This is a genomic window from Serratia sp. NA_13 (assembly GCF_052691735.1).
On the sequence record NZ_JBQZFV010000004.1, the window covers coordinates 29,106 to 47,844 of the forward strand.

The window sequence follows — 18,739 nt, forward strand, 5'->3', positions numbered from 1 at the left end:
CATAAAAGCGTGGCAAAAATCTGTTGGCGCTAATTTAACGCGCCGTCGGCCGGGCTGCGATTAAGTGGCGTTCAGGAATATGTAAGGATTGAGTAAAACCGGCTGCGAAGCAGACAAATAGGCGTGAAAATGACGAAAATCCGCGAAGGAGCAAGGCATGAAAATTTTATTGGTCGATGATGACCTTGAACTCGGCACCATGCTGAGCGAATACCTGACCGGCGAAGGTTTTAACGCCACGCTGGTGCTGACCGGCAAGGCCGGAGTGGAAGGCGCGCTGTCGGGTGATTACACCGCGATGATCCTCGACATCATGCTGCCGGACATGAGCGGCATCGACGTGCTGCGCGACGTCCGTAAAAAGAGCCGCATGCCGATCATCATGCTGACGGCCAAGGGCGATAACATCGATCGGGTTATCGGCCTGGAAATGGGCGCCGACGACTATATGCCCAAGCCGTGCTATCCCCGCGAACTGGTGGCGCGCCTGCGTGCGGTACTGCGTCGTTTCGACGAGCGCCCGGATGAAGTTGACGACGAGATTGCGATTAATTTCGGCGAGCTGACCCTTAACCCATCAACCCGCAGCAGCGAATGGCGTGGCAAGGCGTTTGATCTGACCGCTTCCGAATTCAATCTGTTGGAGCTGCTGTTACGCGCGCCGGAGCGTGTGGTATCAAAAGACGAGCTGTCAGAAAAAGGTTTAGGCCGCCCACGGGAAGCCTATGACCGCAGCGTTGACGTGCATATCAGCAATATCCGCCAGAAGCTGGGGGCGTTGACGGACAACGCGCTCAGCATTGAGACGGTGCGTAGCATCGGCTACCGCATCCGATAATGCCTATGCGTGGAAGACTGTTCTGGAAAATCCTGCTTGGCTTCTGGTTGACCTTTATCATCATGACTCAGGCGTTGTGGGTCGCTTTTTCCTTATATGGCGATCGTTACGAACCGCCGGAAAACGCCATGGCCCGGCGGGTGATTGCGTTGCAATTGACCTCTGTCGCCACGCAATTGCGCAGCGGTGGAATGCCGTCGCTGGATGCCATGCTGAAAGACTGGTCGGATGATGACCGGCGTCTGTTGACCGTGACTCCATTGGACAAGCCGCCTGCACCGGTCGCTGAGGAACCGGTGTTTGAGAGCCGCCGGATGCCGAAAGCAGTTACCGCCTGGGTAGAGGGCGAGGGCGGTAAGGGCTATTGGCTGAGTTACGATATGCGTGGCCTGCGGGAAGAGTATTGGCCAAGAAAGCGTTCACATTTCTTCAATATTCCTGCGCCGATGCTTTGGGTGGGTGGGCTGGCAGGGCTGTTGTTCAGCGCGGTGCTGGCCTGGAACCTCACCCGACCGATGCGCAAGCTGCGTGACGGTTTTGATCGCGTGGCGCAGGGCGACCTGTCAGTGCGTCTGTTCCCGGCAATGCGCCGACGGCATGACGAGCTTTCTGAGGTGGCGCGTGACTTTGACAGCATGGCCGAACGGTTGGAGCTGCTGGTCAGCGCCCGTGAGCAGTTGCTGCATGATGTTTCGCACGAACTGCGTTCGCCGCTGGCCCGCTTGCAATTAGCCATCGGCTTGGCGCGGCAGAATGCGGGTAACGTGGAGAACTCGCTGCAGCGCATTGAGCAGGAAGCGGGGCGGCTGGATAAAATGATCGGCGAACTGTTGGCGCTGTCGCGTACCGAGAGCAGCAACCTGCCGGATGAAGAGTATTTTGACCTGTACGGGCTGGTGGATGCGGTGGTGAGTGATGCGCGTTACGAAGCGCAGCTCCCTGGCGTAGATATCGTGTTGCAGGCCTGTTCGGACATGGATTACACCGTCAAGGGCAATGCTGAACTGATGCGGCGTGCGGTGGATAATATCGTGCGTAATGCGTTGCGTTTCTCCAGCCACGGGCAACGGGTGACGGTGGTGCTGAGGCGTATCGAGCAGCTGTTCCAGATTGAGGTCAGCGATCAGGGGCCGGGTGTGGAAGAGTCGAAACTTTCCAGCATTTTTGATCCGTTTGTCAGAGTGAAATCGGCGATGTCAGGTAAGGGCTACGGGCTGGGGCTGGCGATCACTCGCAAGGTGGTATTGGCGCACGGTGGTCAGGTTGAGGCGCGTAACGGCGAACGGGAAGGGCTGGTGATTACCCTGCGAATTCCTCGCTGGAGTTAATTGCTGTTGCGACTGGCTTGAATGGCAGACATAAAAAAACGGCGCCTAGGGCGCCGTTCTTGCGTTCATTCGCTATTACTTCTTGATGCGAATGATCGGGGTCTCACCAACGGTGACGTTACCGGTCAGTTTGATCAGTTCTTTGATCTCGTCCATGTTGGAGATAACCACCGGCGTCAGGATAGACTTGGCTTTGTCTTCCAGCAGGGCCAGATTGAACTCGATTACCACATCACCTTTCTTGACGCGTTGGCCTTCTTCAGCGATGCGTTTGAAGCCTTCGCCTTTCAGTTCAACGGTGTCGATACCGAAGTGGACAAACAGCTCGATGCCGCTGTCGGATTCGATAGAGAAAGCATGGTTGGTTTCGAAAATTTTACCGATGGTGCCGTCAACCGGAGCAACCATTTTGTTGCCCGTTGGTTTGATGGCAATACCGTCGCCAACGATTTTTTCAGCGAATACTACGTCAGGTACATCTTCGATATTAACGATTTCGCCAGAAAGTGGAGCTACGATCTCGATAGTGCCCGTGTCTTTCTTGTCATCAGAAACCAGAGATTTCAATTTATCGAACAAACCCATGATCTTCTCCTAAGCATTAAATTGGGCGGCGTTCCAGTGTCGTGGAAGTTTAGCAGAGCGTCTTTTCTTCGATGAATTTATTCACGCAATTCATCAGATCTTGCGCCGTTGGCTGTGCCAAGGCTTGCGCTGCCAACGCCTTCACATCTTCGAAATTAGTATTACGTATAATTTTCTTGATGCGCGGGATTGAAATCGCACTCATGCTGAACTCATCCAGCCCCATGCCCAATAACAACAGTGTAGCACGCTCATCGCCAGCCAGTTCACCGCACATGCCGGTCCACTTGCCTTCTGCGTGAGATGCATCAATAACCTGTTTGATCAGGCCAAGCACTGATGGGGACATCGGGTTATAGAGATGAGAAATCAGCTCATTGCCGCGATCTACCGCCAGAGTATACTGGGTTAGATCGTTTGTCCCAATACTAAAGAAGTCGACTTCTTTCGCCAGGTGATGAGCAATCACCGCCGCGGCCGGTGTTTCCACCATCACGCCCACTTCAATTGTTTCATCAAACGCCTTGGCTTCTTCACGCAATTGCGCTTTCAGCGTCTCGATTTCGCCTTTCAGATCGCGAACTTCTTCTACCGAAATGATCATCGGGAACATGATGCGCAATTTGCCGAACGCGGAGGCGCGCAGGATAGCACGCAGCTGGGCGTGCAGGATTTCTCTGCGATCCATGGCGATACGGATGGCGCGCCAGCCGAGGAACGGGTTCTCTTCTTTCGGCAGGTTCATGTACGGCAGGTCTTTGTCGCCGCCGATGTCCATGGTGCGTACGATGACTGCCTGTGAGCCCACGGCTTCCGCAACGGCTTTATAGGCCTGGAACTGCTCGTCTTCGGTTGGCAGTGAGTCGCGGTCCATGAACAGGAATTCGGTACGATACAGGCCGACACCTTCAGCGCCGTTGCGCTCTGCACCTGCGACGTCGCGCACGGTGCCGATGTTGGCACAGACTTCAACCTGATGACCGTCCAGCGTAATCGCCGGCAGGTCTTTCAGCTTGGCCAGATCGTTTTTCTCGGTCACGTACTGGTTCTGTTCGGCTTTCAGCTGATCGATAACGTCAGCGGTTGGGTTAACGTAAATTTTATTGTTAACCGCGTCCAGAATCAGGTAGTCATCGTTCTTCACCTGCTTGGTGACGTCGCTGGTGCCTACGATTGCCGGCAATTCCAGGGAGCGCGCCATGATGGAGGTGTGTGAAGTACGGCCGCCGAGATCGGTGATGAAGCCCAGAACCTTGTCCAGGTTCAACTGCGCGGTCTCAGACGGGGTCAAATCGGTAGCAACCAGGATCACTTCGTCCTGAATTGAGCTCAGATCGACGATAGCCAGGCCAAGAATGTTCTGCAGCAGGCGTTTACCGATGTCACGTACGTCGGCCGCACGCTCTTTCAGGTACTCATCGTCGAGTTCTTCCAGCGCTTTCGCCTGGCCTTCGATGATGGTGTAGGCAGCCGCGTCAGCAGAAGCCAGATCGTCTTTGATTAGGGCTATGATTTCCTGCTCAAGCTCTTCGTCTTCCAACAGCATGATATGGCCTTCGAAGATAGCTTCTTTCTCTTCGCCGAAGGTTTCGCCAGCTTTGGTCTTGATCGCTTCCAACTGCACGGATGCCTTGGCGCGGCCATCAAGAAAACGTTGGACTTCCTGCTCTACAGCGTCTGCAGAGATTTTCTTCCGGTTGATGACAATTTCATCTTCTTTCAGTAGGAGAGCCTTACCAAAAGCGATACCCGGTGATACTAAAATGCCTGAAATCATAACCCTACCTTACTCTTGACTGGTGTTAACTAAGAAGACGGGCCGATTACTCAAGCTCTGCCATCAGTTTTACCAAGTGTTCAACGGCTTTCTGCTCGTCTTCACCTTCAGCGGAGATGGTCACTACGGTCCCTTGAGTCAGCCCCAGAGTTTGCAGTTTGAACAGGCTTTTGGCGCTGGCGCTTTTACCGTTAGAGGTCACGGTGATGTCAGACGTGAAACCTTTGGCTTCTTTCACGAACTGAGCGGCAGGGCGAGTGTGCAGACCATTCGGAGCGGTAATAGTAACTTCTTGCTGGAACATTGATGTTTCCCCAACTTATTGGTGTGTTGTGGAGCTAAAGGTTAACCCAAGGGTATGACTTTAGCTTGTCTGGTTAGCGCCTGACTATGGTACAGGGGCGAGCATTGATGCAACAGAAAACGACGAGTTTGGCACTTCAGATCAAAAAAAACTGGCTTCTGCCGTCGTTTAAATCCGCTCTCCATTATGCCGTGTTTACCGCATCCGCGACAAACGAGTAAATCGATTCAGCCTAAACAACGAATTGAGAGTGATTAATTTCGCGCATCGAAATAATGCACCGTTAAATACTAAAGCTGGCGGGTAAAATCAATCTTCGACTGCTATAAACTTTGATCCAGTCCACAAAAAAGCACCCCGTAGGGTGCTTTTTTAGCGATTAGTGCGCGGTTGGCACTACTGTTGCAATTCTTGTTCGGTGAACAAATCGGCGAACAGGGCGGTGCTCAAATAGCGCTCGCCGGAGGAAGGTAATATCACCACGATGGTTTTGTCGGCGAACTCTGGTTCTTCAGCCAGTTTCACCGCTGCGGCCACGGCGGCACCGGAGGAAATGCCGGCCAGAATGCCTTCTTCGTCCATCAGACGGCGCGCCATGCTGATGGCTTCGTCGTTGGTGATTTGTTCGACGCGATCAACCAGGTCGAGATCCAGGTTGCCGGGGATAAAACCTGCGCCAATGCCCTGAATTTTGTGTGGGCCCGGTTTGATTTCTTCACCAGCCAGCGCTTGGGTGATCACCGGTGAGTCGGTAGGTTCCACCGCCACGGTGGTAATCGCCTTGCCTTTGGTGTTCTTGATATAGCGGCTGACACCGGTCAGCGTACCGCCGGTACCGACGCCAGAGATGAAAACGTCAACTTCGCCATCGGTATCTTCCCAGATTTCCGGGCCGGTGGTTTGTTCGTGGATCGCCGGGTTGGCCGGGTTGCTGAACTGCTGCAGGATAAGGTAGCGGTTGGGATCGGTGGCGACAATTTCTTCTGCCTTGGCGATCGCGCCTTTCATGCCTTTAGCGCCTTCGGTCAGCACCAGGTTGGCCCCCAGCGCCTTGAGCAGTTTGCGGCGTTCGATGCTCATGGTTTCCGGCATGGTCAGCGTCAGCTTATAGCCGCGTGCGGCTGCGACGAACGCCAGTGCGATACCGGTGTTGCCGCTGGTTGGCTCCACCAGTTCTTTGCCGGCGACCAGGACACCGCGTTTTTCTGCGTCCCAAATCATATTGGCACCGATGCGGCATTTGACGCTAAAGCTCGGGTTGCGTGATTCAACCTTGGCCAGAATGCGTCCGTTGCCGATACGGTTCAGACGAACCAGCGGCGTATGGCCGATCGTTAATGAGTTGTCTTCATATATCTTGCTCATAGCCCGTCCTTTAACTCTATGAAAAATGTGGGGAACGTCGAAAGCATACGCTAACAGTACCGGCAGGGAAGTAAAGAATTGGTATATCTATATGTTATTAGGAAATAAGTTTTAAGCACAAGGAGAAGGGCGCAAATTGCGCGCCCTGTCGAAGAATTAATCGTAATGTGGCCGATAAAACGGCTCAGGAACGAACGAATTGTGGGCGGTAACGATCAACCCACATCGCCGTGGCACCGCAAACCGCGACTGGCAGGATCACCAGATTGAGAATGGGGATCATGGTGAACAGGCTGACCATGGCGCCAAACTGCAGATTGTCGGTCTTATGCTGGCGCAGTGCGCGGCGCATATCGGCGAAGCTCACCTTGTGGTTATCGAACGGGTAATCGCAATACTGGATTGCCAACATCCAGGCGCTGAACAGGAACCACAGCACCGGCGCCACCGTCTGGCCAATGCCTGGAATGAAATAGAGTATCAGCAACAACAACGCGCGTGGCAGGTAGTAGGCCAGCTTGCGCCATTCACGCGTCATAATGCGCGGCAAATCTTTCACTATGCCAAAGATACCGGTGTCGGGCAGCGGTTTGCCGGTCAGGCTGCCTTCCAACTGCTCGGCCAGCAGGCCGCAGAAGGGGGCGGCAATCAGGTTGGTGATGGTACTGAACAGATAGCTGAACACCAGCAGTACGGAAATGACCGCCAGCGGCCACAGTAAATAGCTAAGCCACTGCAGCCAGGTGGGAACATGGCTCATCATGCTGGGGATCCAGTCGCCGAGCTGACTGAACAGCCACCAGAAGGCGGACCCCATCAGCAATACGTTGACCAGCAATGGCAATACTACATAGCGTTTAATCCCCGGGCGTGAAATCAGGCGCCAGCCTTCGGCAAAATAATGCAGGCCGCTGGCGGAGTGAGAAGGTGACTGCGTATAGGACATATCTTAAGTTATCTCTTTGTCTGAACAGGCTTAGCTATCATATCGGGATGATTTTCTACTGGCTAGGGTGACATTGGCTGAAAAAACAGCAAAAAAAGGCAGTATAATCATCTTTATTGGCATAAAGTTCAGCACGGACTTGCACTTGTGTGCTCGGGCAAATAGAGTTAAAGAGTGAATGTTTGCCGCGGTGGCAATGTATTGGAACAACAGAGATAGCAATGATGCAGGATTTGCGTCTGATATTAATCGTTGTTGGCGCGATCGCCATAATAGCGTTGTTATTGCACGGTCTTTGGACCAGTCGTAAGGAACGCTCATCGCTTTTTCGCGATCGCCCAGCCAAACGTTCCAAAAAGGAACGTGAACAATCCCCGATCGACGAGCTCGATGAAGGTGTGGGGGAGGTGCGTGTACGCTCCGCTCACCCGGAAGACGAGCCGTCCTTTGGTCATTTTGATGCCGCTCGCGAAGAACCCGTGGTTGCGCCCAAGCCTGCTCCGGCGGCTGAGCCAGCACCGCGTGCCGTTCAACCGGCTGCCCATCAGACTCCACCACCGCTGTCTCAGCGGCCGGATTATGATGACATCCTGTTGGACAACTACGCGCAGGACGAAGACGATGAGCCGCAGCAGCCTGCGCCGCGCCGTGAACCGCGCGTTGACGATCTCCCGCCTGTGGCACCTGCAGCAGAGCCGGCGTTCCATGCCGAACCTGCTCATCAGCCGCAGCCGGAAGTGAAACCAGCGGTGGCGCACGAGCCTCAGCCTGCTCCAGCTGCCATCAAACCGGCAAAACTGAAAGAAACCGTACTGGTGCTGCACGTTACCGCACATCAGGGTGGCGTGATCGGCGGCGAAATTCTGCTGCAGAGCGTGCTGCAGGCGGGCTTCCAGTTTGGTGAAATGGGCATCTTCCATCGCCATATCAGCCCAGCGGGCAGCGGTCCTGTGCTGTTCAGCCTGGCGAATATGGTTAAGCCAGGGTCCTTTGATCCTGAGATGATGTCGGATTTCTCTACGCCGGGCGTGTCGATGTTCATGATGGTGCCGTCTTATGGCGACGCTAATCAGAACTTCAAGCTGATGCTGCAGTCGGCACAGCGGATCGCCGACGATGTGGGCGGTGTGGTGCTGGACGATGAGCGCCGCATGATGACCCCGCAGAAGCTGGAAACCTACAAAGCGCGCCTTCGTGAAGTGTTGGAAAACAACGCCTGATCGACGGCCACGCGCACTGAACATCCGTAACAACAAAGCCCCCGCTTGCCGGGGGTTTTTTATCTTTGATGGTGAGCTATGGAATCGATAATCCAACAAATCAATCAACTACGAACCTCACTGCGCCATCACGAATATCAATACCATGTGCTGGACGCGCCGGAAGTGCCGGATGCGGAATACGATCGCCTGATGGGTGAACTGCGTGCTCTGGAAAGCGCACATCCGGAGTTGATCACCGCAGATTCACCGACCCAACGCGTGGGTGCAGCCCCGCTGGCGGCGTTCGATCAGGTACGTCATGAAGTGCCGATGTTGTCACTGGACAACGTCTTCGACGAAGAAAGCTTCCTGGCATTTTACAAACGAGTGCAGGATCGCCTGAAGAGCAGCGATCCGCTGACCTTCTGCTGCGAGCTGAAGCTGGACGGTCTGGCGGTCAGCCTGCTGTACGAAGATGGCGAACTGGTTCGCGCGGCAACGCGCGGCGACGGCACAACCGGTGAAAACATTACTTCTAACGTGCGCACCATCCGCGCCATTCCACTGCGACTGACAGGTGACAATATCCCGCGCCGGCTGGAAGTGCGTGGTGAAGTGTTTATGCCGCAGGCCGGTTTCGAGCAGATGAACGAAGAGGCACGTCGTAAGGACGGCAAGATCTTCGCCAATCCGCGTAATGCCGCCGCCGGTTCGATTCGTCAGCTCGACCCGCGTATCACCGCCAAGCGCCCACTGACCTTTTTCTGTTATGGCGTAGGCCTGCTGGAAGGCGGCGAATTGCCTCGCAGCCACTGGCAGCGCCTGATGCAGTTCAAAGACTGGGGCTTACCGGTCAGCAATCGCGCCAAATGCTGTACCGGCAGCGACGAAGTGCTGGCGTTCTACCGTCAGGTGGAGCTGGAGCGCACGCAACTAGGGTTTGATATCGACGGTGTGGTCGTAAAAATTGACGATATCGACCTGCAGGAAACGCTGGGATTTGTGGCGCGTGCGCCGCGCTGGGCGACAGCATTCAAATTCCCGGCGCAGGAACAGATTACCCAGGTGCGCGAGGTGGAGTTCCAGGTTGGCCGTACCGGCGCGATCACGCCGGTGGCAAGACTGGAGCCAGTGCTGGTTGCCGGGGTGATCGTCAGCAATGCCACGTTGCATAATGCCGACGAAATTGAACGTTTGGGCCTGCGCATCGGCGATACGGTGATTGTGCGCCGTGCCGGCGACGTGATCCCGCAGGTGGTGGGAGTGATAGCTGATCGCCGTCCAGCGGACGCGCGTGAAATTGTATTCCCGCAGCATTGTCCGGTATGCGGTTCCGACGTTGAGAGAGTGGAAGGCGAAGCGGTAGCACGTTGTACCGGCGGGCTGATCTGCGCGGCACAACGCAAAGAAGCGCTGAAGCACTTTGTTTCCCGTCGGGCGTTGGATGTCGATGGCATGGGCGACAAAATCATCGAGCAGTTGGTGGAAAAAGAGTACGTGAAGAATCCGGCCGATTTATTCCGTCTGTCCGCCGGGATCCTGACCGGGCTGGATCGCATGGGGCCGAAATCGGCGCAGAATCTGGTCAATGCGCTGGAAAAATCTAAGCAGACCACCTTCGCCCGTTTCCTGTATGCGCTTGGCATCCGTGAAGTAGGCGAAGCCACAGCGGCCAATCTGGCTGCACACTTCGGTACGCTTGAAAAGCTGCTCGTTGCCGATATCGAAGCGTTGAAAGAAGTGCCGGAGGTCGGTGAAATCGTGGCGAAGCACACGCGGCATTTCCTTGACGAAGAGCTCAACCAACAGGTTATCCAGGAACTGGTCAGCGACGAAATCGGCATTAACTGGCCGGCACCGGTGGTGATAGTGGCGGAAGAGATAGACAGCCCGTTTGCCGGTAAAACCGTGGTGCTGACCGGCTCGTTGAGCCAGCTTTCACGCGACGAGGCCAAAGATCGTCTGACGGCGCTGGGTGCCAAGGTCAGCGGCAGCGTATCGAAGAAAACCGATCTGGTGATTGCGGGTGTTGCCGCTGGTTCCAAACTGGTGAAGGCGCAGGAACTGGGCATTGAGGTTATCGACGAAGCGGAAATGATCCGCCTGCTGGGTGCCTGATGGAAAAAGAGAATCTGTTGGAGATTGCTAATACGGTAATGCCATTCGGCAAGTATCAGGGGCGGGTGCTGATTGACCTGCCCGAAGAATACCTGTTGTGGTTTGCCCGAAAGGGAGAGTTTCCCCAGGGCAAGCTCGGCATGCTGATGGAAATGACGTTGGCGATTAAAATTGAAGGGCTCGACCACCTGGTCAAGCCACTGAAGAAAAATTGAGCTGCCGGGTGCGGTATCCGCCGCACCCATTTATTTATTCCCGCACGGCTTGCCCGTTGGGCGTTGGCTGTTGTTCCTGCTGTTTTTTCTGATAACGTCGTGCCAATACCGCACAGGTCATCAATTGTACCTGATGGAACACCATCAACGGCAGCACCATAATGCCCACGGTCGAGGCTGGAAACAGGATATTGGCCATCGGGATACCGTTCGCCAGGCTTTTCTTCGAGCCGCAGAACACGATGGTGATTTCGTCGGCTTTGATAAAGCCCAGCCAGCGCGCCATATAAGTGTTTACCACCAGCACAATCGTCAGCAGCACCAGGCTGCCCACCACAATAAATACCAGTGAACCGATGCCGACCTGATGCCAGATGCCATGTGTCACCGCCTCGCTAAAGGCGGCATACACCACCAGCAGAATTGAGGTCTGGTCGGTCTTGCCAATCAGTTTGCGGTTGCGTTCAATCCATTTGCCGATCAGCGGCCGTGACAGATGTCCGGCAACAAACGGTACCAGCAATTGCAGCACGATGGAGCCAACCTGTTGCAGACTGCCGGTTTCCCCGTGCACATTCATCAACAGCCCGACCAGCAGTGGCGAGACGAAAATCCCCAGCAGGCTTGAAGCCGATGCGCTGCACACCGCAGCGGCTACGTTACCGCCCGCCAGAGAGGTAAAGGCGATGGCCGATTGTACGGTTGCGGGCAGAATGCACAGGTAGATAAAACCGGAATAGAGTTCGGGGCTGACGTTGACCGGAGACCACCATTTAAATAGTACGCCGAGGGTCGGGAAAATAATAAAGGTGCTGAACATCACCCACAGGTGCAGCCGCCAGTTATTGCTGCCGGCCAGAATGGCTTCGCGCGACAGCTTGGCACCGTGCATAAAGAACAGCAGGGCGATAGCGGCGATGGTCAGCGCGTTCAGCCAGCCGACGAACTCGCCGCGCGCCGGTAGGAACGAAGCCAGCAGCACGGTGGCGATCAGCGTCAGGGTAAAGCGATCGGGCAAAAATCTCATGGCGGCGTACTCGAAGAAAAATCAATGCGCCCATTGTCGCGCGACCGGATATAATAATTAAATTAATTTATTTAATTCATATATGAATAAAAAACATGAATTACTCGATTAAACAACTCAAAGTCTTTGTCGCCATTGCCCGGCACCGCAGTTTCAGCCGGGCCGGTGAGGCCATTGGCCTGACACAGTCGGCGGTCAGCCACAGTGTGAAAGAGCTGGAGGCAGAGATCGGCGTTCGTCTGCTCGATCGTACCACCCGTGAAGTGCTGCTGACCGACGCCGGGCAACGGCTGGCCAACCGGGTTGAACGTTTGCTGGATGAGTTGCAGTCGTCATTGTTGGATGCGCGCAGCTTTGGTGTACAACGCAGCGGTACGGTGCGGGTGGCGTCGAGCCAGACCATCTCCGCGCACCTGATGCCGCAGTGCATTGCCGCCGGGGAAAAGCAGTATCCGGATATCCACATCATGTTGCGTGATCAGGCGCAGCAGCAGGTGTTGCACAGCATTCGCAATGCAGAGGTCGATTTTGGTATCGTGGTCGATCCGGTTCAGGCATTGGATCTGGACTGCGAACCGATTCTGCATGAGCCTTTCCTGCTGTTGTGTCGTAACGATCATCCGTTTGCCGAATTGCCCGAGGTGCACTGGTCGGCATTGAACGGCAGCCGTTTGGTGTTGCAGGATTATGCTTCGGGTAGCCGACCGTTGATTGACAGCGCTCTGCGCCAACAAGGGGTGGAAGCGACGGTGGTACAGGAGATCGGCCACCCGGCTACGCTGTTTCCTATGGTGGCCGCGGGTATCGGCATCAGTATTTTCCCGGCGCTGGCATTACCCTTGCCGGAAGGCGGCCAGCTGAAGGTTCGCCGTCTGGTGCCGGAAATCAACCGTGCGCTGATGTTGGTACGGCGTAAAAACCGCTCGCTGACCCCAGCGGCAGAGGTCATTTGGCAGGTGGTGGGGCAGCAGGCGGCTTTGCTGCAACAACAGCGTCAGCTGCAGGCGGATTACTGAGTCAAATATACACATCCACGGCATTCAGTGCGGTTGGGTTGCCCTGTTTTAATATGGGTAAGCCTGTTTTCTGAACAACATTGACGGTCGGGTTAATCGGTGTACCATAACGAATATAAGTGATATCACGATATTCAGGCGGTAATATGGTCATTAAACAGCGGACACGTCACGAAGTACAAACGTCGTTGAACATTCAGACGATTAGCGGGGCTGAGCTTCGCAAGCTTGAAACCAAATCTAATGCTGAGTATTTGGTGGTAGAGCTTGGCGATTTAACAGGACATATTCCGCATTTTACTGACGCCATCAAAGCGGCGATGAAAGCGGCTATTACTTCCCTGGCGACGGCATTCTCTGGTTGTGCAGATGATACATCATCTTCTCTGACGCCCCGAAAAGCGGAGAATAGCACCGATAAAACAGCCAAATTAACAGCAGTGGCGAAAGATAAAACGCCGACTGTTCAAGCAAGAACCCGCCAAGATGAAAAAACTGAACGTCAACGTCGTCATACAGAACGCTTGGCGAAGCACAATGCCGCCATCATAGAAGATTCAGTGTGGTTAACAGCGCATGATTTGTCGCAAAAAACGGGTTTTACATCAGCAAATCCTAGCGCTGGCCCGCATCGTTGGAAATCATCAGGTAAAATTTTTGCCATTCAGTTGCAAGGGAAGGATTTTTATCCGGAATATGCTTTGGATGAAGGGTATCGCCCGCTGCCGATAATTAAAAAAATAATCCTGATGTTTGGTGAAAGGAAAACATCATGGGGGCTGGCCACCTGGTTTGGGACTGACAATAGCTGGTTGGGGGGCCATAAGCCCAAAGACATGTTGATCAGCGCGCCGGAACAGGTGTTGTTTGCGGCCAGAGAGGAAACGTTGAGGGGAACTCATGGATGACAGTAAGGGCGAAAATGACGTTGAACGTCGGATCCGGCCGCCAATTAGCGATCTGCAGGTAAACTTTTTCACCTGGCCGGCAGGACAACATATTTATCGCGTACATTCTATCTGCTATACCGCCATACAGTTCAATCCTGGAACGCGGGGAAGTGCCAGATTTAGCCCTGTGTACGACAGCCTGAGGCGACGAGTTCCCACGATTTATGGTGGTGTCAGTACCGGGGTTGCGGTGATGGAGACCCTATTTCATGACCTTCCGGAATATACTGACGGGGTGGCTTATGATATGGGCAATCTTCAAGGATTGGCACATTCGGTTATTGCGCCAAAAGTTGATTTAAATCTGGTCGATCTCAATCCTAAGACCATGAAAAAAATGGGCATCAATAGAGCTCAGCTCTTGGACTCGACAGCCGATCAGTATATTTATACTCAGGAATATGCCTCTGCAATTCATGCGGCTCATCCCGCAGCACATGGGTTGAAATGGTCATCCAAACAGCATGGCGACAGTGCCTTAATGCTGTTTGGCGATCGGGTTAAGGGGGAGCAGTTGGATGTCATCGTCGAATCTGAAGTGATTATTGATTCGGACACCGTGCTGGAAGTGATTGACGAGGAGGCGGATCAACTCGGTATTGTACTTATGGGTGACGGTGAAGAGCCTGATATCTCAGGCCCAATTCAATGATTCATCTGTTCAAAGAACATTTCAAATATACACATCCACGGCATTCAGTGCGGTTGGACGGTTGATGCCGTCGCCTTTGGTCGGCGCGATACGCTCGGCAACTTTAGCCATTTGCTCTGCCTGCTGTTTTTCCATCTCTTCTTTCTGAATGCGGGCGATCTCGGCCTGCAGCATTTTGATCTGCGCCTGAATCAGCTGTTTCTGTTTTTCAATATCCTTGGGATCGGCATCCGAGTCTTTCAGATCTACCAGCTTTTGTTGCAGCCCCTGGATTTGCTTGTTCAGCGACTTAATCCGTGCCGAGGCGCTGCTGTCGGCCACTTTCACCGGATCGTTACCGTCAGTTTCCCTGGCTTCTTTCATCTTGCCGCGTTCCGGCTGCTGGTTGACCGGCTTGGCCATCAGTAACTGGCCTTGATTACCGGGGGCGCTAAAAACGTTGCTGATGCCGGGGAGGGGGTTTTTCACCGGGACAATCATGGTAATGCTGGTCGACATAATACTCTCCCTGAATTTTGATTCCGCTGCTCGGGTTATCGGCAGAATGGGGTAAAACTTTACCCGCGGATTTGCCGCAGGCGCGGCCAGCGTTGCAACCAGCCTTTGTCGATAACCCGCTGTTCATAAGCGTCGAGGTCGCCGTTTTTGACATTGAAGGTGATGGTGTCATCGAACAGTCCGTCCAGGCCAAAGGGAGCCACCAGCTGTAGGCTGTCATCTGCATTTAGTCGCACGCCTACCGCCGTTTCCAGCTCGGTCCAATAGCTGATGGCGTCTTCGCTGTTAAGGTAGGGCGCTCGACCGCTGCGCAGGTGCATACGCGCCTGATTTTTCACTGACCAGGGCTGCGGCAACCATTCTTGTAACCGTGCTTCCAGCATCTGGTCACGCTCTGCTTCCGGGCGCTGTGCGTCAAAATGGATCACGTCGATGTCGTTGAGCGGTGTTGGCATGGCGTAATCGTGCAGCCGATCCCATACCAGATTACGCACAAAGCCGGCACCCAGGCACCAGTCATTCAGACCGAGCCGGCGGGTGGTACGCAATATCGTCATTCTTTCATTATCTTGCTGTAACCATTGGATAATTTCTTGTTGCCGGGTCATTACCTCTCCTTTGTTGCGGCTACTGTAACCTGAAGTGGCCGTGGGCGAAACCGCAGGAGAATATATTCGCCGGTCGACTGACTACACTTGGTACAGGGTTTGCAACTTCAGGTAAGCATTCAGGCAGAACAGGGGACGCTATGTATCAGGCAACGCTTAGCCGGCGCAGCTATCGTTTCAGTGATTTACGCCAATTGATGGCCAAGGCATCACCGGCGCGTTCCGGCGACTATCTGGCGGAAGTGGCGGCGGACAGTGCAGAGGAGCGTATGGCTGCACGGATAGCGCTGGCGGAGGTGCCGCTTAAAACGTTTCTCCAGCAGTTGCTGGTGCCCTATGAACAAGACGAAGTCACCCGGCTGATTATCGACAGCCACGACGCGTTGGCCTTTGCGCCAATTTCGCACCTGACGGTGGGCGACTTCCGCGACTGGCTGCTGAGTGAGCAGGCAGACAGCGCGATGCTGGCGCAGGTGGCCGCCGGCATTACGCCGGAAATGGCGGCGGCTGTGAGTAAGTTGATGCGTAATCAGGATCTGATCCTGGTGGCCAGGAAGTGCCGGGTGATCACGCGTTTTCGCAACACTATTGGCCTGCCGGGCCACCTCAGCGTGCGGCTGCAGCCGAACCATCCGACCGACAGCTTGCAGGGCATCGCGGCCAGCATGCTCGACGGCCTGCTGTATGGCAGCGGTGATGCGGTAGTAGGTATCAACCCGGCCAGCGACAGCCTGCCGCTGCTGGAAAAACTCAATCACATGCTAGACGACGTGATCCAGCGTTTCGCTATTCCTACCCAATCCTGCGTGCTGACACACGTCACCAATACGCTACGGCTGATCGAGCGCGGTGCACCGGTGGATTTGGTGTTCCAGTCGATAGCCGGAACGGAGGCGGCCAACGCCGGTTTTGGCATTAATCTGGCGCTGCTGGCGGAGGCACAGCAGGCGGCGCTGAGCCTCAATCGCGGTACTCTGGGCAATAACGTCATGTACTTTGAAACCGGGCAGGGCAGCTGCTTATCGTCCAATGCGCACCATGGCGTCGATCAGCAAACCTGCGAAGCACGTGCTTACGCGGTAGCGCGACATTTCTCCCCGTTGCTGATCAACACCGTGGTCGGATTTATCGGCCCTGAATATTTGTACGACGGTAAGCAGATTATCCGTGCCGGGTTGGAGGATCACTTCTGCGGTAAGCTGCTCGGCTTGCCGCTGGGTTGCGACGTGTGTTACACCAATCACGCAGAGGCGGATCAGGACGATATGGACACCTTGTTGACGCTGCTGGCTACCGCCGGGCTGACCTTCCTGATAGGTGTACCGGGAGCGGATGACATCATGCTCAATTATCAAAGCACTTCATTCCACGACGCGCTGTACATCCGCGAACTGTTGGGGCTCAAGCACGCGCCAGAGTTCGCTAACTGGCTGACGAAAATGCATATCACCGACGATCTGGGCCGACTGCGCGACACCGCGGCCAATCACCCGTTGCTGCTGGCGTTACAGGGAGAGCAACCATGAGCAAGCCAGTTCACGTTAACAGTTGGGATGCGCTGCGAGCTTTTACCGATGCGCGCATTGCGCTGGGGCGTACGGGATCCAGTTTACCGACCCAGGAATTGCTTAAATTTGGCCTGGCGCATGCGCAGGCGCGTGATGCGGTGCATCAGCCCTTTGACAGCGATACGTTGGGCGGGGCATTGCAGGCTCAGGGCTGGCAAACCTTGACGGTGCGCAGCCAGGCCGTCGACCGTACCGCTTATCTCAGCCGGCCGGATCTGGGGCGCCGGTTGGCCGCGGACAGCCGTAGCCTGCTGTTGGGCTTGCCTGACAAGCCGGTGGATTTATTGCTGGTGGTGGCAGACGGATTGTCCTCGAAGGCGGTACATCGGCAGGTACTGCCGTTGTTGCAGGCACTGCGGCCTTATCTCGAATTATTGGGGCTTTCTCTGGCACCGCTGGTGTTAGCGCATCAGTCGCGGGTGGCGCTGGGGGATGATATCGGTGAATGTTTAGGGGCCAGAGCTGTGGCGATGCTGATTGGTGAGCGGCCGGGCCTGTCATCACCGGACAGCCTGGGGATCTACCTCACCTGGGGGCCGAATACCCAGCGGCGTGAGTCGGAACGCAATTGCATTTCCAACGTCCGTCCGGAGGGGCTGGACTACCCGCAGGCTGCGTTCAAACTGGCGTGGCTGCTGGAGCAGGCTTTTCAGCGCCGCCTGACCGGCATAGAATTGAAGGACGAAAGCGATAACCCGGCGTTGCAGGGGCGAATAACACCGCTTCATTCCCAGCTCGGTGGCTGACCGATACTTTGTTTGAGTAAGTTGATGAACAGATTCAAGCGGGTTGAAACCTTGGCTACCGGCCGCAGCAGATAAATACCCTGTTGATCCTGGCGCGGATCCTCCAGTACCGGCAGCAACCGACCGGCCTGAATATCTGGCCCGACCACCCAGTTGGGCAAAAAGGTGATCCCCATCCCCAGCAGTGCGGCTTCGCGCTGAGCGGTAAAGTCATCGCAGCGCAGTACCAGGCTACAGCGCTCAATCAAAGAGGCATTGAGGATCTGCGCCCAGCAGGCCGGTTGTTGCTTATGGTAGCGGGCAATCAGCCGATGCTGCGGCAAAGCGTTCAGGTCGGAAGGCCTGCCGTAGCGAGCGAGATAATCAGGGCTGGCACACATCACCCAGCGCTGGGTGGCTATCCGACTGGCGTACAGGCTACTGTCTTTCTGCTCGCCGATGCGAATGGTGGCATCCAACAGTTCCTGGGTTGGATCGGTCTGACGTTCGGTCAAATCCAGTTCAACAAACAGTTGGGGATAGCGCTCGGCAAGCAGAGGCAACAGCGGCAGGATATAGGTTTTGCCAAAGGTCGGCAGGCAACTGATACGCAAGGTACCTTGCGGTTTGTCGTTCAACGAAGTCAGTTCTGCACGGATATCGCTGATGTCTGTCAGCAAGGTGGTGGCGCGCGCCTGCAACATATCCCCGGCATCTGTCAGCATCAGGCCGCGCGTTGAGCGGATAAACAGCGTGGTGCCCAAGGCATTTTCCAGCGTATCGACGTGGCGTACCAGGGACGAAGGCACCATTCCCAGCTTGCGGGCAGCGGCGGAGAAGCTGCCCAACAGGGCGACCTCAAGAAATATCGGCAGATGTTCAACATAGCGGGCGTCATTCATCTTTGCATTATATGCAAAAGCGTTTCTTATGAATACCAGGTTCTCCGTCTGGCGCATTACGGCTACTCTTTTTTGGTGCTTGCGGCGGATAAGAACGTGCCGTGACCTCACCGCG

Annotated in this window: 19 protein-coding genes; 10 read left to right on the plus strand and 9 right to left on the minus strand. The window is 55.0% G+C overall.

Annotation, left to right across the window (positions count from 1 at the left end; all coding sequences use genetic code 11):
* The first annotated feature begins 157 nt into the window (after nt 1-157).
* Nucleotides 158-838 (plus strand): response regulator transcription factor, encoded by a 681-nt coding sequence (locus ACUTSU_RS08585; protein ID WP_012146164.1) that lies wholly within the window; start codon nt 158-160, stop codon nt 836-838.
* A 5-nt stretch (nt 839-843) separates the two neighbouring features.
* Nucleotides 844-2,166: an ATP-binding protein gene (locus ACUTSU_RS08590; RefSeq protein ID WP_445652451.1), complete on the plus strand. Its 1,323-nt coding sequence runs from the start codon at nt 844-846 to the stop codon at nt 2,164-2,166.
* Between the two features lie 75 nt (nt 2,167-2,241).
* Here ACUTSU_RS08590 and crr read toward each other — a convergent pair whose 3' ends face one another.
* The 5 genes from crr to cysZ form a co-directional block, all read right to left on the minus strand.
* The gene (crr, locus tag ACUTSU_RS08595; protein ID WP_445652450.1) at nt 2,242-2,751 is read right to left on the minus strand and encodes a PTS glucose transporter subunit IIA; all 510 of its coding nucleotides are present in this window, start codon (nt 2,749-2,751) and stop codon (nt 2,242-2,244) included.
* Nucleotides 2,752-2,800: 49 nt separating this feature from the next.
* The gene (gene ptsI / locus ACUTSU_RS08600) at nt 2,801-4,528 is read right to left on the minus strand and encodes a phosphoenolpyruvate-protein phosphotransferase PtsI (protein WP_012146161.1); all 1,728 of its coding nucleotides are present in this window, start codon (nt 4,526-4,528) and stop codon (nt 2,801-2,803) included.
* A 46-nt stretch (nt 4,529-4,574) separates the two neighbouring features.
* Nucleotides 4,575-4,832 carry a phosphocarrier protein Hpr gene (ptsH, locus tag ACUTSU_RS08605; protein ID WP_004936458.1) on the minus strand — a complete coding sequence of 86 codons (258 nt, stop codon included), beginning with the start codon at nt 4,830-4,832 and terminating at the stop codon, nt 4,575-4,577.
* A 396-nt stretch (nt 4,833-5,228) separates the two neighbouring features.
* Nucleotides 5,229-6,197 carry a cysteine synthase A gene (gene cysK / locus ACUTSU_RS08610; RefSeq protein ID WP_135317472.1) on the minus strand — a complete coding sequence of 323 codons (969 nt, stop codon included), beginning with the start codon at nt 6,195-6,197 and terminating at the stop codon, nt 5,229-5,231.
* Nucleotides 6,198-6,381: 184 nt separating this feature from the next.
* On the minus strand, nt 6,382-7,143 hold the full coding sequence (gene cysZ, locus ACUTSU_RS08615) for a sulfate transporter CysZ (protein ID WP_445654028.1): 762 nt from the start codon (nt 7,141-7,143) through the stop codon (nt 6,382-6,384).
* A 221-nt stretch (nt 7,144-7,364) separates the two neighbouring features.
* On the opposite strand from cysZ, the gene zipA reads away from it, so the two are divergent.
* The 3 genes from zipA to ACUTSU_RS08630 all read left to right on the plus strand — a co-directional run bounded on the left by zipA (nt 7,365) and on the right by ACUTSU_RS08630 (nt 10,678).
* Nucleotides 7,365-8,363, plus strand: coding sequence for a cell division protein ZipA (gene zipA, locus ACUTSU_RS08620; RefSeq protein WP_135317470.1), 999 nt, complete (start codon nt 7,365-7,367; stop codon nt 8,361-8,363).
* A 78-nt stretch (nt 8,364-8,441) separates the two neighbouring features.
* Nucleotides 8,442-10,463: an NAD-dependent DNA ligase LigA gene (ligA, locus tag ACUTSU_RS08625; protein WP_445654029.1), complete on the plus strand. Its 2,022-nt coding sequence runs from the start codon at nt 8,442-8,444 to the stop codon at nt 10,461-10,463.
* Entirely contained in the window at nt 10,463-10,678 is a 216-nt protein-coding gene (locus tag ACUTSU_RS08630; protein ID WP_261277627.1) for a DUF3820 family protein, read from the plus strand. The genes ligA and ACUTSU_RS08630 overlap by 1 nt, the downstream gene beginning before the upstream one ends.
* Before the next feature lie 34 nt (nt 10,679-10,712).
* Here ACUTSU_RS08630 and ACUTSU_RS08635 read toward each other — a convergent pair whose 3' ends face one another.
* On the minus strand, nt 10,713-11,705 hold the full coding sequence (locus ACUTSU_RS08635; protein WP_445652447.1) for a bile acid:sodium symporter family protein: 993 nt from the start codon (nt 11,703-11,705) through the stop codon (nt 10,713-10,715).
* Nucleotides 11,706-11,800: 95 nt separating this feature from the next.
* Here ACUTSU_RS08635 and ACUTSU_RS08640 point away from each other — a divergent pair, with 95 nt between their 5' ends.
* The 3 genes from ACUTSU_RS08640 to ACUTSU_RS08650 all read left to right on the plus strand — a co-directional run bounded on the left by ACUTSU_RS08640 (nt 11,801) and on the right by ACUTSU_RS08650 (nt 14,323).
* Nucleotides 11,801-12,721: a LysR family transcriptional regulator gene (locus ACUTSU_RS08640; protein ID WP_445652446.1), complete on the plus strand. Its 921-nt coding sequence runs from the start codon at nt 11,801-11,803 to the stop codon at nt 12,719-12,721.
* 146 nt (nt 12,722-12,867) lie between these two features.
* Nucleotides 12,868-13,629 carry an integrase gene (locus ACUTSU_RS08645; protein WP_445652445.1) on the plus strand — a complete coding sequence of 254 codons (762 nt, stop codon included), beginning with the start codon at nt 12,868-12,870 and terminating at the stop codon, nt 13,627-13,629.
* Complete coding sequence (locus ACUTSU_RS08650) at nt 13,622-14,323, plus strand: RES family NAD+ phosphorylase (RefSeq protein WP_445652444.1); 702 nt, start codon at nt 13,622-13,624, stop codon at nt 14,321-14,323. Before ACUTSU_RS08645 ends, ACUTSU_RS08650 begins: the two co-directional genes overlap by 8 nt.
* Nucleotides 14,324-14,344: 21 nt before the next feature.
* Here ACUTSU_RS08650 and ACUTSU_RS08655 read toward each other — a convergent pair whose 3' ends face one another.
* A complete protein-coding gene (locus ACUTSU_RS08655; RefSeq protein WP_445652443.1) occupies nt 14,345-14,821 on the minus strand; it encodes a FlxA-like family protein in 477 nt (158 codons plus the stop codon).
* 59 nt (nt 14,822-14,880) lie between these two features.
* Nucleotides 14,881-15,429, minus strand: a complete 549-nt coding sequence (locus ACUTSU_RS08660) for a nucleotidyltransferase family protein (RefSeq protein WP_445654030.1) — start codon at nt 15,427-15,429, stop codon at nt 14,881-14,883.
* A gap of 140 nt (nt 15,430-15,569) precedes the next feature.
* Between ACUTSU_RS08660 and ACUTSU_RS08665 the strand changes: the two genes are divergently transcribed.
* Entirely contained in the window at nt 15,570-16,955 is a 1,386-nt protein-coding gene (locus ACUTSU_RS08665) for an ethanolamine ammonia-lyase subunit EutB (protein WP_445652441.1), read from the plus strand.
* Nucleotides 16,952-17,743 carry an ethanolamine ammonia-lyase subunit EutC gene (gene eutC / locus ACUTSU_RS08670; RefSeq protein WP_445654031.1) on the plus strand — a complete coding sequence of 264 codons (792 nt, stop codon included), beginning with the start codon at nt 16,952-16,954 and terminating at the stop codon, nt 17,741-17,743. Before ACUTSU_RS08665 ends, eutC begins: the two co-directional genes overlap by 4 nt.
* On the opposite strand, the gene ACUTSU_RS08675 is transcribed toward eutC, so the two are convergent.
* Nucleotides 17,722-18,681 (minus strand): LysR family transcriptional regulator, encoded by a 960-nt coding sequence (locus ACUTSU_RS08675; RefSeq protein ID WP_445654032.1) that lies wholly within the window; start codon nt 18,679-18,681, stop codon nt 17,722-17,724. The genes eutC and ACUTSU_RS08675 overlap by 22 nt on opposite strands.
* Nucleotides 18,682-18,739 lie beyond the last annotated feature (58 nt).

Excerpts from the sequence above, each read along its gene's own strand:
- ACUTSU_RS08640 (WP_445652446.1), top strand. The coding sequence starts at position 11,801 with ATGAATTACTCGATTAAACAACTCAAAGTCTTTGTCGCCATTGCCCGG.
- ACUTSU_RS08655 (WP_445652443.1), bottom strand. The coding sequence starts at position 14,821 with ATGTCGACCAGCATTACCATGATTGTCCCGGTGAAAAACCCCCTCCCC.
- eutC (WP_445654031.1), top strand. The coding sequence starts at position 16,952 with ATGAGCAAGCCAGTTCACGTTAACAGTTGGGATGCGCTGCGAGCTTTT.
- ACUTSU_RS08650 (WP_445652444.1), top strand. The coding sequence starts at position 13,622 with ATGGATGACAGTAAGGGCGAAAATGACGTTGAACGTCGGATCCGGCCG.
- ACUTSU_RS08590 (WP_445652451.1), top strand. The coding sequence starts at position 844 with ATGCGTGGAAGACTGTTCTGGAAAATCCTGCTTGGCTTCTGGTTGACC.
- ligA (WP_445654029.1), top strand. The coding sequence starts at position 8,442 with ATGGAATCGATAATCCAACAAATCAATCAACTACGAACCTCACTGCGC.
- cysZ (WP_445654028.1), bottom strand. The coding sequence starts at position 7,143 with ATGTCCTATACGCAGTCACCTTCTCACTCCGCCAGCGGCCTGCATTAT.
- ACUTSU_RS08635 (WP_445652447.1), bottom strand. The coding sequence starts at position 11,705 with ATGAGATTTTTGCCCGATCGCTTTACCCTGACGCTGATCGCCACCGTG.
- ACUTSU_RS08665 (WP_445652441.1), top strand. The coding sequence starts at position 15,570 with ATGTATCAGGCAACGCTTAGCCGGCGCAGCTATCGTTTCAGTGATTTA.
- ptsH (WP_004936458.1), bottom strand. The coding sequence starts at position 4,832 with ATGTTCCAGCAAGAAGTTACTATTACCGCTCCGAATGGTCTGCACACT.
- zipA (WP_135317470.1), top strand. The coding sequence starts at position 7,365 with ATGATGCAGGATTTGCGTCTGATATTAATCGTTGTTGGCGCGATCGCC.
- ACUTSU_RS08660 (WP_445654030.1), bottom strand. The coding sequence starts at position 15,429 with ATGACCCGGCAACAAGAAATTATCCAATGGTTACAGCAAGATAATGAA.
- ptsI (WP_012146161.1), bottom strand. The coding sequence starts at position 4,528 with ATGATTTCAGGCATTTTAGTATCACCGGGTATCGCTTTTGGTAAGGCT.
- crr (WP_445652450.1), bottom strand. The coding sequence starts at position 2,751 with ATGGGTTTGTTCGATAAATTGAAATCTCTGGTTTCTGATGACAAGAAA.
- ACUTSU_RS08630 (WP_261277627.1), top strand. The coding sequence starts at position 10,463 with ATGGAAAAAGAGAATCTGTTGGAGATTGCTAATACGGTAATGCCATTC.
- cysK (WP_135317472.1), bottom strand. The coding sequence starts at position 6,197 with ATGAGCAAGATATATGAAGACAACTCATTAACGATCGGCCATACGCCG.
- ACUTSU_RS08675 (WP_445654032.1), bottom strand. The coding sequence starts at position 18,681 with ATGCGCCAGACGGAGAACCTGGTATTCATAAGAAACGCTTTTGCATAT.
- ACUTSU_RS08585 (WP_012146164.1), top strand. The coding sequence starts at position 158 with ATGAAAATTTTATTGGTCGATGATGACCTTGAACTCGGCACCATGCTG.
- ACUTSU_RS08645 (WP_445652445.1), top strand. The coding sequence starts at position 12,868 with ATGGTCATTAAACAGCGGACACGTCACGAAGTACAAACGTCGTTGAAC.